General features: G+C 60.5%; 13 protein-coding genes, 1 other RNA gene and 1 pseudogene. 11 read left to right on the top strand and 4 right to left on the bottom strand.

The window, feature by feature from the left end; genetic code table 11:
* Position 1 precedes the first annotated feature (1 nt).
* The 10 genes and pseudogenes from LDN70_RS13525 to LDN70_RS13480 all read left to right on the top strand — a co-directional run.
* Positions 2-427, top strand: a complete 426-nt coding sequence (locus tag LDN70_RS13525; RefSeq protein WP_142938583.1) for a TadE family protein — start codon at positions 2-4, stop codon at positions 425-427.
* A 157-nt stretch (positions 428-584) separates the two neighbouring features.
* Complete coding sequence (locus LDN70_RS13520) at positions 585-974, top strand: hypothetical protein (RefSeq protein ID WP_308196338.1); 390 nt, start codon at positions 585-587, stop codon at positions 972-974.
* Positions 975-976: 2 nt separating this feature from the next.
* Positions 977-1426, top strand: coding sequence for a pilus assembly protein TadG-related protein (locus LDN70_RS13515; protein WP_353618807.1), 450 nt, complete (start codon positions 977-979; stop codon positions 1424-1426).
* A gap of 92 nt (positions 1427-1518) precedes the next feature.
* The gene (gene prfB, locus LDN70_RS13510; RefSeq protein WP_142938586.1) at positions 1519-2637 is read left to right on the top strand and encodes a peptide chain release factor 2; all 1119 of its coding nucleotides are present in this window, start codon (positions 1519-1521) and stop codon (positions 2635-2637) included.
* A 197-nt stretch (positions 2638-2834) separates the two neighbouring features.
* Positions 2835-3599 carry a cell division ATP-binding protein FtsE gene (gene ftsE / locus LDN70_RS13505; RefSeq protein ID WP_017198501.1) on the top strand — a complete coding sequence of 255 codons (765 nt, stop codon included), beginning with the start codon at positions 2835-2837 and terminating at the stop codon, positions 3597-3599.
* A complete protein-coding gene (gene ftsX / locus LDN70_RS13500) occupies positions 3596-4510 on the top strand; it encodes a permease-like cell division protein FtsX (RefSeq protein ID WP_142938587.1) in 915 nt (304 codons plus the stop codon). The genes ftsE and ftsX overlap by 4 nt, the downstream gene beginning before the upstream one ends.
* 55 nt (positions 4511-4565) lie before the next feature.
* On the top strand, positions 4566-5981 hold the full coding sequence (locus LDN70_RS13495; RefSeq protein ID WP_223940529.1) for a M23 family metallopeptidase: 1416 nt from the start codon (positions 4566-4568) through the stop codon (positions 5979-5981).
* Positions 5982-6057: 76 nt separating this feature from the next.
* Entirely contained in the window at positions 6058-6528 is a 471-nt protein-coding gene (smpB, locus tag LDN70_RS13490; protein ID WP_017198498.1) for an SsrA-binding protein SmpB, read from the top strand.
* A 98-nt stretch (positions 6529-6626) separates the two neighbouring features.
* Positions 6627-6995, top strand: a transfer-messenger RNA (tmRNA) gene (gene ssrA, locus LDN70_RS13485).
* 285 nt (positions 6996-7280) lie between these two features.
* Positions 7281-7925: pseudogene (locus LDN70_RS13480) on the top strand (S1C family serine protease); the annotation flags it as partial.
* A 23-nt stretch (positions 7926-7948) separates the two neighbouring features.
* On the opposite strand, the gene LDN70_RS13475 reads toward LDN70_RS13480, so the two are convergent.
* Positions 7949-8323 (bottom strand): hypothetical protein, encoded by a 375-nt coding sequence (locus LDN70_RS13475; RefSeq protein WP_223940528.1) that lies wholly within the window; start codon positions 8321-8323, stop codon positions 7949-7951.
* A gap of 31 nt (positions 8324-8354) precedes the next feature.
* Here LDN70_RS13475 and LDN70_RS13470 point away from each other — a divergent pair, with 31 nt between their 5' ends.
* Positions 8355-9809, top strand: coding sequence for an MFS transporter (locus tag LDN70_RS13470; protein WP_502773746.1), 1455 nt, complete (start codon positions 8355-8357; stop codon positions 9807-9809).
* A 50-nt stretch (positions 9810-9859) separates the two neighbouring features.
* Here the strand turns inward: LDN70_RS13470 and LDN70_RS13465 are convergent, their stop codons facing one another.
* From LDN70_RS13465 to LDN70_RS13455, 3 genes are all read right to left on the bottom strand, one after another.
* Positions 9860-10573 (bottom strand): metal-dependent transcriptional regulator, encoded by a 714-nt coding sequence (locus LDN70_RS13465; protein WP_223940526.1) that lies wholly within the window; start codon positions 10571-10573, stop codon positions 9860-9862.
* Between the two features lie 9 nt (positions 10574-10582).
* Positions 10583-11407, bottom strand: a complete 825-nt coding sequence (locus tag LDN70_RS13460) for a class I SAM-dependent methyltransferase (RefSeq protein ID WP_223942654.1) — start codon at positions 11405-11407, stop codon at positions 10583-10585.
* 120 nt (positions 11408-11527) lie between these two features.
* The gene (locus tag LDN70_RS13455; RefSeq protein WP_166840159.1) at positions 11528-12937 is read right to left on the bottom strand and encodes an aminotransferase class V-fold PLP-dependent enzyme; all 1410 of its coding nucleotides are present in this window, start codon (positions 12935-12937) and stop codon (positions 11528-11530) included.
* Positions 12938-12952 lie beyond the last annotated feature (15 nt).

Here is a 12952-nt window from a genome sequence, read left to right as displayed (position 1 = left end):
GATGGAACGTGCTACATGGATCACCCACGACCGTGTTTCCGTAGGGCCAGCCGGAGCCGCAAAGGAGCGCGGATCCGCGGTGGTTGACTTCGTGTTGGTTGGTGCATTGCTGACTATGTTTTTTATGTCGATTGTTCAACTCATGCTGGTCCTGCATGTGCGGAACACACTCATTGATGCAGCGGCGTCGGGTGCGCGTTACGGGGCGTTGTCGGACCGCACTTTCATGGATGCCCGGGCCAGGACCGCTGAGTTGATCGGTGGCGCCTTGAACCACGATTTTGCCCGTGACGTCACGTCGACTGAAGTCAGTATTGATGGGATACGAACCTTGGAAGTTACGGTGAAGGCACCCTTGCCTGTTGTTGGCCTGATCGGTCCTGGTGGGATGTTGGAGGTCAAGGGACATGCGGATCTCCCGGGTTGACGCGCCAAAGGCTGTGCTGGCCGCTTGCCGGCAAAGGGTGCGCCAGGCCTTGTGCTCGCCGGCCAGATCGCCTGGCGGCGCGTCTGATGGCTCTGCGACTCCTGAACTTCAGAATCCTGGACTTCAGAATCCTGAACGTCAACGGGGAAGCGCCGTCGTGGAATTTACGTTCCTCGCGTTGTTGCTCATGGTTCCTGTGGTCTATTTCGTAGTAACCGTAGGTCAAGTCCAAGGCGGATCCTTTGCGGTGGTGGGTGCTGCGGATCAAGCAGCAAAAGTCTTCGTGACTCAATCGGACCCGGCCATGGCGAGGATTGCGGCGGAGCGTAGTGTGCTCCTTGCCCTCAAGGACTACGGTTATTCGCCCGAACTAGCGAGCGTGGCGATCGAGTGTGATCGTGCGGTTTGTTCGTCGGCGGGTACAACGGTGACTGTGACGGTAAGCCTGGACGTTTCGCTGCCTCTAATGCCGTTCGGGGACTCGCTGCAGTTGAAGGCAAGCCGACTCAGCGCATCAGCGTCGCAGGTTGTGGGGCGTTACCGGTGAGAGTGGTCTCGTCGAGGAGCGGGGCCTCGGAAGAAGGCCAAATAACGGTTCTCATTGTTGGCTTCGTCCTCTTGTCCCTTCTCCTCGCCTCGGTGGTGATGGCTGCTTCCACGGTCTATTTGGAACACAAGAAGCTGCTGTCCCTGGCTGACGGTGCCGCGCTCACGGCAGCGGATTCCTTCGTGGCGGGAGACGTCGGTGGAGCTAGTTTCCCCTCCCCCTCCTTGGTCGAAGCGAGAGTGCTGGCCGCAACGGAGTCGTACCTGAGAGCTGGTAATGCCGGATCCCGGCATGAAAACCTGGCTGTCGCGGAAGGTACCGGAAGTGAGCCTGGCGGGACTGCCGTAGTGGTCCTCACCGCCGTCGTGCGCCCTCCCGTGGTCAGTTTTCTTCTACCGGATGGGATTCTCATCGAGGCGAAAGCGACGGCCCGATCCCGACTGACCCAGTAATAATCCGCCGGGCGGGGAGCTATGGGTGCCCGCGGGCACGGGGTTAGGGGAGCCATCGGGGAGTGCAATGGATAGCGTACGCTGGGATGATCATGGCTGAAATTGATTTTCCCGCGGAAATCCGCGCACTTCGAGCAACGTACAGCTCCATTGAAAACGTCACCGATGTCGATGCCCTCAAGGCTGAGATCGCTGAGCTGAGCGAGCAGGCAGGGGCTCCGGACCTTTGGGACGATCCTGCTTCCGCCCAGGTCATCACCTCGCGTTTGTCGCACAGGCAGTCTGAAGTTGAGCGCCTGTCCAAGCTTGCGTCCCGTATTGACGACCTCGAAGTCCTTGTGGAACTCGGCCAGGACGAGGGCGACGAGGACTCCATGTCCGAAGCGGCCAAGGAACTTTCCTCCATCCGCAAAGCGCTGGCTGAGCTTGAAATTACTACGCTGCTGTCCGGAGAGTATGACGAACGCGAAGCCGTCGTCACCATCAGGGCCGGAGCCGGTGGCGTTGATGCAGCCGATTTCGCCGAGATGTTGATGAGGATGTACCTGCGTTGGGCTGAACGCCACGGCTATCCGACCACCGTCATGGATACGTCCTACGCTGAAGAAGCGGGCTTGAAATCCGCCACCTTCGAAGTGAAGGCCCCCTACGCCTTCGGCACCTTGAGCGTCGAGGCCGGTACGCACCGGTTGGTTCGCATCAGTCCCTTTGATAATCAGGGACGCCGTCAGACATCCTTCGCTGCGGTAGAAGTCATTCCCTTGATCGAGCAGACGGACTCGATCGAGATCCCGGATAACGAGATCCGTGTTGACGTCTTCCGCTCGTCGGGTCCGGGTGGGCAGTCCGTGAACACCACTGACTCCGCCGTGCGGCTGACACACATCCCTACGGGCATTGTGGTCTCTATGCAGAATGAGAAATCGCAGCTTCAAAACCGTGCGGCCGCCATGCGTGTGCTCCAGTCGCGATTGCTGCTGGTTAAGAAGGAACAACAGGACGCCGAAAAGAAAGCCCTGGCTGGAGACGTCAAGGCGTCCTGGGGCGATCAAATGCGCTCCTACGTCCTGAATCCCTACCAAATGGTCAAGGACCTGCGGACGGAACACGAAGTGGGCAACACCTCGGCCGTACTTGACGGCGACATTGATGACTTCATCGACGCCGGCATCCGCTGGCGTACCGGAAACCGAAACGCGGCAGCCAACTAGGAGTTGGGCTGCCTCATGTGAGCCACATGAACCACATGAGTCTTCGGATTCCGCGACACGCCTTTGAAAGCTGCGGAATTACAGTTGCCCCGTGCGTATAGTCGAGTGGCCGGTGCTCTCACTTCCCCCATCGAAAGCCCGCGCTCCGGCTGTTGGACTGGGCGGCTACGTCATGTCCGGCGGGGTTCTAAAGGGCCATGATCAGATTTGAGAATGTCACCAAGGTCTATGAGCAGAATGCCCGACCGGCGCTCGACTCTGTGAGCCTTGAGATCAACCGCGGCGAATTCACCTTCCTGGTGGGCGCTTCAGGCTCTGGCAAGTCCACCTTCCTTCGGCTGATCCTGAAGGAGGACAAAGCCTCGTCCGGCTCGGTGTATGTCGCGGGCCAGAACGTTGCCAACATTTCGAGTTGGCGTGTTCCAAAGCTTCGGCGCGGAATCGGTGTTGTCTTCCAGGACTTCAGGTTGCTCCCGCAGAAGAATGTGTTCGCGAATGTAGCTTTTGCGATGCAGGTGATAGGTAAGAGTCGCTCCATTATTCGGGAGACCGTGCCGGAGGTCTTGAAGACCGTTGGCCTGGAGGGCAAAGAACGCCGTATGCCCCATGAACTCTCCGGTGGCGAGCAGCAGCGCGTGGCGATTGCCCGCGCCGTCGTCAACCGTCCGGGCATTTTGCTGGCCGACGAACCGACCGGAAACCTCGACCCCATTACCTCAATGGGAATCATGGGCGTCCTGGACAAAATCAACCAGAACGGGACCACTGTGGTCATGGCAACCCACGACGACGACATCGTCAATGAAATGCGCCGCCGCGTGGTGGAACTTAAGAACGGCAAGGTTATTCGCGACGAAGCGAAGGCACTGTACACCTCGATGATTCCGGTGGTTGGCGAGTCGCGCCGGCTCAGGGATGCCAGCGGCGAGGAACTTAACCGTGCGCAGGGGGCACAGCTGTGAGGCTTTTGTTTATCCTGGGGGAAATCGGCAGTGGCCTGCGCCGGAATCTCTCCATGGTCATTTCCGTGGTCCTGGTGACTTTTGTGTCCCTGACGTTCGTCGGTGCGGCAGGAATGCTGCAGATGCAGATCAACCAGATGAAGGGCTTTTGGTACGACAAAGTCCAGGTTGCGGTGTTCCTCTGCAACGATGGCTCGACGGCGGTCGGTTGCGCTTCGGGTTCGGCCACCAAGGAGCAGCAGGCTAACCTGCAGGCGATGCTAGAATCCCCGGCAATAAAGCCGTATATCAACGATTTCCAGTTTGAGTCCCAAGCTGAGGCGTACAAGCATTTCAAGGAGCAGTTCTCCAATTCGCCCATTGTGGACTCCGTCTCTGAAGACCAGTTGCCGGCCTCCTTCCGCATCAACATGAAGAACCCTGAAAAGTACCAAATCATCAGCGAGACGTTTTCTTCGCAGCCCGGTGTTGAGACGGTCAGCGACCAACGGCAGGTGCTGGAACGCATCTTTTCCTGGATGAACGGGGCATCAGTTGCAGCCATCGGCGTGGCGGCGGTGATGATCTTCTGCGCGGTCCTGCTGATCACCACCACCATCCGGCTCTCGGCCTTCAGCCGACGGCGGGAGACGGGAATCATGCGGCTCGTGGGAGCATCAAAGATGGTGATCCAATTGCCGTTCATCCTTGAGGGTGTCATAGCGGCCGTGGTGGGGGCACTGCTGGCCTCCGTCACTCTCTGGCTGATGGCACATTTCTGGCTCAATGGTGATTTGTCGCGTCAGTTCCTGAATACTCCGTTCATCTCCTCCACCCAGGTCCTGGTGATCGCACCGGTCCTGATTGCACTTGGCGCCGGTTTGGCGGGTATATCTTCGCTGTTGACCCTTCGGCGTTACCTGAAGGTGTAACCGTGGATACCCGGAATGAAATAACTGCCATGCTGACAAGCGAAAAGGACTTCTGATGACCACGTTGGACCCGAACCCCCTGCGCCGGCGCTTTGCGCCAGGCCATGCTCGGTTTTTGGGGGCCGTCCTCGCTGTGGGCTTGGCAGTCAGTCTGCTATCGGGCGCGCCAACCGCAACAGCTGACAGCCTGGAAGACCAGCAAGCTGCCTTGGAAGCAGAATCTGCGCGGGTTCAAGCATCATTGGAGTTTGTTGATGCGAACATTGCAAAGGCTGCCGGTGATCTGGTGATCTACCAGGGCCGCCTTCCCGGAGCGCAGCAGGCGCTGCTGGAGGCGCAGGGCAGGGTGGCCAGTGCGGTCAAGGAAGTCGAAGCTCTTGCCGCCAGGGTTGAACTTGCCCAGCAGAACAAGGCCAAGATTACTGAGCAGCTGGAGAGTGACAAGCAGAAAATCACCGACACCAAGAAGCTGATCGGTCAGATCGCCTCACAGGCGTACAAATCCGGTGGTGTCCCCACCAATATTGCACTGCTGTTCGGATCCAGTGAATCCGGCAGCCTGACAGAGTCCATGGACTTGGCTGATCAGGCCATGCGTAGCCAAAACGCGGCGATGACCAAACTCACCCAGCAGAACGCCACCAATGTGAACTCGCAGGCGAGACTTGTTGCTGTTGAGGAAGAAATCCAAGACCTGAAGAGCAAGGCGGACGCCGCGCTGGAGCGCGAAAAGTCGGCAAGGGATGAAGCTGCGAGCAAAAAAGCTGAAGTCGACAAGCTGATTGAGGACACCACCCGCCTCAATGGGCAACTTCAGGCCGCGAAACCCGGCATTGAAGCCAACCTGGCCCGGGTAAAGGCAGAACAGAATACGATCGCCGCCGAAATCGTGGAGCGCGACCGGAAGCTGAGGGAAGCATGGGAAGCAGAACAACGGCGGATCGCGGAAGCAGCTGCTGCTGCCGCCGCTGCTGCGGCAGCAGCCCAAGGACGGCCTGCACCTCCTGAGCCGCCGTATTCTCCTCCGCCTGCCGGTTCGCCGTCGGCGTTTGGTCTCCGGCACCCGTTCGCCAGCGCTGTTCCCATTACCTCTGGTTTTGGCTGGCGGGCGACACCACCGGGCACCATTGATTTCTATGGCACCGGTGGTTACATGCACACAGGGATCGACTTCGGAGCGGCATGCGGCACGCCCGTCTACGCAGCCGCTGCGGGCGAGGTCTTCAATTCTGGTTGGAACTCTGCCGATGGCGGCGGATGGCGCGTGAAGATCTCCCATGGTGTGGTGCAAGGCAACTCTTTGACCACCATCTACTACCACAACAGCAGCATTGTGGTGGCGAATGGTCAGCAGGTTTCGGCGGGGCAACTCATTGCCTATTCGGGCAGCACGGGTAACTCGACGGGTTGCCACGCGCACTTCGAAACCTGGCTCAACGGTGCCGCAGTGGATCCCATGACTCTTCTCTAACGTGCGCCTGGCGCGCGGAGGCACCGCCGCGCTGGCGTACACTAGTTGAAATCCGCATCTAACAAGGAGTTCTACCGTGCCCAAGGAAAGTGGCCGTAAGGTAGTGGCCACCAATCGAAAGGCCCGGCACAACTACCATGTCCTGGATACCTATGAGGCAGGTATTGCCCTCATGGGAACAGAGGTGAAGTCCCTCCGTGAGGGCCATGCCTCCATGGTTGATGGCTTTTGCACCTTCTACAATGACGAATTGTGGATGGAGGGTATCCATATCCCGGAGTATCACCAGGGGAGCTGGACCAACCATGCCGCCCGCCGGCGTCGTAAGCTTTTGCTGCACCGCGATGAACTGGACAAGATTTCGCAGAAGATTCGTGAGTCCGGATTCACTGTTGTGCCTCTCCAGCTCTACTTCCTGGACGGCCGGGCCAAGGTGGAGATCGCGATTGCCCGCGGTAAGAAGGACTATGACAAGCGTCAGACCCTTCGCGAGCAGCAGGACAAGCGAGAATCTCTGCGTGAGTTGCGCGAGCGCAACCGCCGCTAAGTGGCATGTGTCCGGGGAATGATCCACTGCATGAATGCGTTATGATAAGTAGTCCGACGAGAGTTCAAAGACTCTTGGCGGGTTTGGTAACAAAATACGGGGATGATCGGTTTCGACGATGTTAGTCGCGACAGGTGAAGCGGGCCGAGGATGCAGAATTATCTCGTAAACGCTGTCTGCAAACCAATAAGTGCCGAATCTAAGCGCACTGACTTCGCTCTCGCTGCCTAAGCAGTAAGACAGTCCGTCAGCCCGGGGTTGCTATCGCCCCGGTTCCTGGCGTCATTTAGATAGCCACTGCTGTTTGCCTTCGTCATTGAGGTAAACGGGACTCTTAGATGACTGGGCCCGGATCAGCCACCTGTTCGCAGGATGGCTGGGGCCGAGAAAATCCGACGCGAACTGCGCCCGGAGAAGCCCTGACAAAACGACATCGGACGGGGGTTCAATTCCCCCCATCTCCACCCCTGAAAGCCCTCGGATCCTCGTGATCCGGGGGCTTTCTTTTTGCCGTCTGCAGGGTGCGTTCACCTACGGCGTAGCGCGTTCAGGACTACCGGCACCTGCTTGGCCGTTGTACTGGTTGGGCGCTTCGCCGAAGGATCGCGGTTAAGCGTGGCAGGGCGTTGGCAGGAGGCACATGATGAGCACAAATCCAGCATTTGAAGAGCAAGCCGCGGACGACCATGAAGCCTTGGACGCGTACTCCCGGATCGCCATAAGCGTTGCTGAATCTGTGACACCCCACGTTGCCGGCATTGCTGGGCAATGCCGACACGTTGCAGGTAGGCCAATTAGTGATTGCCGTGGGCAATCCGCTGGGCCTGGCCGGTTCGGTGACCGCTGGCGTAGTGAGCGGCTTGGGGCGGTCCATTCCCGTGAGGGCAGGCGAGCATAGGCGGGTGATCGAGGATGTCATCCAAACTGGCGCCGCCCTGAATCCGGGAAACTCCGGAGGTGCACTGGCCGACACAAGGGGGCGAATCGTGGGCATCAACACCGCCGTTGCCGGCCTTGGGCTCGGGCTGGCAGTACCAATCAACACCACGACGCAACGGATCATCGCGTCGCTGCTGAGGGACGGCCGCGTTCGCCGCGCATACCTGGGCCTGGTCAGCACGCCCATACCCCTCGATGCGAGTGCGGTGGTTAGGACCGGCCAGAAGGAGGGTCTGCGGGTGGTGGAGGTCATTCCGGGCTCGCCCGCGGAGTTGTCCGGACTCCAAGCAGGGGATGTGGTGTTGCGCGCGCAGGACCGAGCGGTTTCCAGCGCTGAAAGCCTGCAGAAATTGCTGTTTGCCGAGGCTATCGGCGAAACTTTCCCGTTGACGGTGCTCCGCGATGGCAAGGCCCTCCAGCTCACTGCCGTGCCATCCGAAATGAGTCAGCCGGCCTAGGAGTTCCCGGCTAGGCTCCCTGTTTAGCCTTGGTCCTTGCGGACGTCCACTACACCGACGAATCGGCTTCCGACGCCTTCATATTCGCTGCGTACGTCACCGAGGAAGAGTTCGGGCAGTTCGCTGTTCCGGTGGGTGCCACAGAAGACGAAGGAGAAATCGGGCCACCATTTCTTGGGGCGAACGGCCTCGGTGTAGCCGCACACAGCGCAGGTCAGATGGACCCACACGGGTCGCTTACCGGTTCGGTTGGCTCGGGACTGTACCAACCACGCTGGGGGGTTGTCCTGCATGTCCCTGAGGTCGGCCTCAGAGAGGCGGGACGGAATACCGTGGCGTTGGGCCATTTCCATCGAAATATCAAGGGCCAAGGCGGCATCACGTCTGCTAATCACCATTCAACGATACGGGACTTCCCCGGCGTAGGCTGTGCACATGACTGACGCAGCGGCCCTCCTGCCGAGAACTCCGCTCCAAAAGCGCGTACTTGTGGTGGCAATTGTGGCTTCGTTCATCGCCATCCTTGATGGATTTGTGGTGAATCTCGCACTCCCGGCCATCGGGCGTGAACTGGGTGGTGGGCTGGTCATCCAGCAATGGGTGGTGGACGCTTACCTGCTCACCCTGGGCGCGTTGATCCTGGTTGCCGGCTCACTGTCCGACCATTTCGGCAGGGCAAGGATTCTCGAATGGGGCCTCGCTGGTTTCGCGGTCACCTCTGTGATGTGTGGTCTGGCATGGACCGGTGAAGTGCTGGTGGTGTCCCGTGCGTTGCAGGGGATCGCCGGCGCACTCCTGGTTCCGAGTTCGCTTGCCATGATCATCTCGTCGTTCTCCGGCCCGGCGCAGTCGAAGGCCATTGGGCAGTGGTCCGGGTGGACCAGTGCCGCGGCCATTGTGGGTCCGCTGATCGGCGGAATGGCCGTGGACCTTTTGTCCTGGCGGGTCATCTTCTTCATCAATGTCATCCCGGCCGTTGCCATCTGGCCTTTGCTTGCGGGTTTGCGCGCCTCCGACGCCGCAAGGGACAAGAGCAAGAGCATCGACTACTTGGGAGCATTCCTGGCCATGGTCGGCTTGGGTGGGCCGGTGTATGCGTTCATCGAACAGGGGAGGATGGGGTGGGGGAGCCCGCAAGTGTGGATTCCGCTTATGGTGGGAATTGCGGCAATGGTTCTGTTTCTCCTCCACGAGGCCCGGACTGCTCAGCCCATGTTGCCGCTGAGGCTCTTCACTATCGGCAACTTTGCCTGGGGTAACCTCGCTACCTTGGCCATTTACGCCGCGATCTCCCTGGGTTTCTTTGTGCTGGGCATTTACCTGCAGCAGGTGGGTGGGATGGGAGCCACTGTGGCGGGCTTGGCGCTGCTACCAGGGACGGTCATCCTGATGCTGGGTGCGTCCTACTTTGGTGGGCTTGCCGGTAAGTACGGCCCACGATGGTTCATGACGATCGGACCGATTCTGTGTGGTGGGGGTTTCCTGATGTCGTTGACTATTCAGGACCCCCTCAACTACTGGACGCAGGTGCTGCCGGGCCAGGTGGTCTTTGGTCTCGGGCTGGCTACCTTGGTGGCGCCGCTGACGGCTGCAATCCTTGGCGCCGTCCCGTCTGAGGAGGCTGGGATTGGTTCGGCGGTGAACAACGCCGTGGCGCGTATTGCGGGTCTGATCTCCATCGCTTTCGCCGGGGTCATTGTGGGTCCGGCCTTTACCCGGGAAGGCCTGTATAACGCTTTGCTGGTGACGGCGGGCCTGTTCCTGTTCGGGGCGGTGGTTTCCGCCGTCGGAATCCGGAACCCTGTCCAGGACGCCACAACTGCCGCTGTCAGCGAACCTGGTACAGCGTCCGACGACGGTGGGCCGGGCGGGCAGGTCAACTGACCTCGGGCGCGCACGGGCTCAGACGCGAACGGGATCAGGCGCGAACGGACTCAGCGGGCGGGAAGAACGCAGCCTTCGTGCGTCTCGGAGCTCTGGACCCACAGAGCTGACGTGATTTCATCCGCGAGATCGAATTCCCGGCCACGGGAGCCGCTGCCGATGCGCACTACCAAAGCTCCGCCAAAGGGTTTACGCCCCACCACTTCCACCGGTGCGTCCAGGGAGATCTCCTCCGAGGCAAGGTAGCGCAGGAGGTCCGGATTTTCGTCGCTGATTCGTGTGATGCGACCCGAGTGGCCCTGATCCAACTCGATCATTCGGTAGGCGTGCGGCAGCTCAACCGATCCATCGGCCGAAGGTATCGGGTCCCCGTGCGGGTCCCGGATAGGATGGCCAAGCTTGGCGGACATGCGTTCGATGAAGGTATCGGACACCGCATGTTCCAACATCTCGGCTTCGTCGTGGACTTCGTCCCAGCTGTATCCGAGTTCCTCAACAAGGTACGTCTCAATGAGCCGGTGCCGGCGCACCATGGAGAGGGCGAGCCGCATGCCTTCAGGGGTCAGTCTGATGGCGCTATAGGGCTGGTGATCAACCAAACCCTGGTCCTTGAGTTTGCGCACCATCTCCGACACTGAGGAATTTGCCACCCCGAGGCGCAGGGCGAGCTGGGATGACGTAATCGGCTTGTCCTGCCACTCCGTGTAGGAGTAGATGACCTTGACGTAGTCCTCAATCGAGGAGGAGGGCGTACTGGTCTTCACACCCCAAGCCTACCGTGGCGCCGGACCCTGAATCTTGAACGCCCGCCAGGTTTGCGTCATGTAGGGCAACCCGATGGTTTCACCTGGGGCATGACCGAGGTGGTCATGGAGGTACCACTCCAGGTTGTGCATGACCTTAGCCCGGGTGGCGTCGTTGGCTCGGAGATAGTAGCTGCGGGATTTGGTGAGTTCCATGATGTCCTCAGGAGTCAGGGCATCCTCCCACTGGGTCAGGTGGCTTTCCAAACCGCCAAACTCCGGGCCAATGACTGGCCGGAAGCCGGGCTTGTGGACATCGCCTGCATGCATGATGCGGGAAAGGCGGTGTACCCAGGGAATGGACGTGTCCAACTGATTCCAGATCAGCCCCAGGACTCCGTGGGGACGCAGGATCCGGGAGATCTCGGTGCTCGCTGCCATGGGCTCACACCAGTGCCAGGCTTGGGCAACGCTGACGACGTCGAATGCTGAGTCCGTCAGTCCAGTTGCCTCTGCCGTTCCCTCCAGCGCGTTGACGAGGGGGTAGCTTTTTCGCAGTTGCTCCAGCATGTCCGTGGAAGGATCGACGGCGGTGACCGCCAGTCCGCGCTGGATAAGGAGTGCCGTGAATTTTCCTGTGCCTGCGCCGAGGTCGGCCGCCGACCTTGCCCCGGGAGGAACGAGCCAATCCAGGGAGTCCCGTGGGTAGCCAGGACGCACACGGTCATAGTGTTCTCCGCCGTCCTGAAAGCTCTGGCCGAGTTCGCGCCGACGGGCAGCGTGGAGCTTGGGACCTCGCGGTCCAGCGGGTCCGGGAATGCCGGCCGCATTGTTTGCGGCGCCCGGGGAACGCAGGGACACGCAGAACTCCTTCACAGGATGGCCAGTGGGTACCCTACGAATTTACCTCAGCGGCCGTTACGCCTGGTCCACAGTGTGCCTGGTCCACAGTGTTTCTAGTCGACTGTGTGTTTTCTAGTCGACTGTGCAGGGAGCTGCTCCCGCAGTGCCCGGAGTGTTGGGCGCCCATTCGGGGTAGGTGCGGTGGTCATTGGCGGGAACCCATCGGCCCTCGTCCACCACGTAGTCCCAACCCAATCCGTCGCGCTTGAGCCCTTGGATGCCTGCGAGCAGCCTGGAAGCGTCCTCCAACCGGGAGCCGACGCCGAAGCTGGCACGCAGAGAGCCTGAGGGGAGCCCCAGGCGCTTGAGGAGCGGGTGGGCGCAGAAGCGGCCATCCCGCAGGCCCACTCCGTGCTCTGCTGCCAGGTAGGCGGCCACCAATCCGGCGTCGAATCCTTCGACGGAGAAATTGACCACACCGATGGTGTCCAAGGAGTCTGTAAAGATCTTGTGCACGGTCACGCCGTCGATGGCTTCCAGGCCTTCCACCAAGTAGGAGCGGATGGCGGTTTCATGGGCGTGCCACTCGTCCTGGTCCAACCCGGCCAGCACCTGGGTGGCACGGGCGAGGGTTGCGGCACCCAGAACATTGGGCGAGCCGCCCTCGTGCCGCGCAGGGCCTGCCGCCCAGCTAACGGAGTCCAATCGGGCTTCACGGACCGCGCCGCCACCGGCCAGGTGCGGAGTGCCGGCGTCGAGCCAGTCGGGACGGCCCACCACAACGCCGGCGCCGAAGGGGGCGTAGAGCTTGTGTCCGGAGAAGACCACGTAGTCCACGTCTGCCTCGGTGATGTTGATCCGACGGTGCGGTGCGAGTTGGGCGGCATCCACCACAATCCGTGCACCGTACTGGTGGGCCAGGGAAGCAAGCTCTGCGATGGGTAGGATCTCACCGGTGACGTTGGAGGCTCCGGTCACCGCAAGCAGGCTGACACCGCCTTGGGCCAGCTCCCCGCGGAGTTTGTCCAGGGTCTCGGCCAAGGTTGGTGCCGCTACGACGCTGCGGTGCGGGACACCCTGCCACGGAAGCAGGTTGGCGTGGTGTTCGATATCCAGGTACAGGACCTCACCTGCGGGCTTGCCGTCAATCAGCGGAAGGCAGCCGGCCAGCAGGTTCAAGGAGTCCGTGGTGTTCCGGGTGAAGATGACAGAATCATCTGCCCGCCCGCCAACGAATTCGCGGACGATGTTCCGTGAATTTTCGTACACCGAGGTGCTGATCTGGGAGGCGTAGCCCGCACCGCGGTGGACACTCGCATAGTAGGGAAGGACTTCGTTGAGGTAGGCCGAGACGATGGTCAACGCCGGAGCCGATGCCCCGTAGTCGAGGTTTGCGTAGCGAACGTGTCCGCCCTGAATCAGGGGCGCTTGCAACTCGGCGCCGGTAACAGCGGCCAGCGGCCGTGCAGCGGCAGCTGTCTCTGCTGTGGTTTCTGCGGCGAAGGACGGAATGATGTTTGAGTCGAACGTGACAGTGCTCATAGGACCTCACTCAAG

The sequence above is a fragment of the Arthrobacter sp. StoSoilB22 genome, assembly GCF_019977315.1.
Classification (GTDB): Bacteria; Actinomycetota; Actinomycetes; order Actinomycetales; family Micrococcaceae; genus Arthrobacter.
The sequence above is the reverse complement of the archived record's forward strand: the minus strand, read 5'-3'. Positions and strand labels throughout refer to the sequence as shown.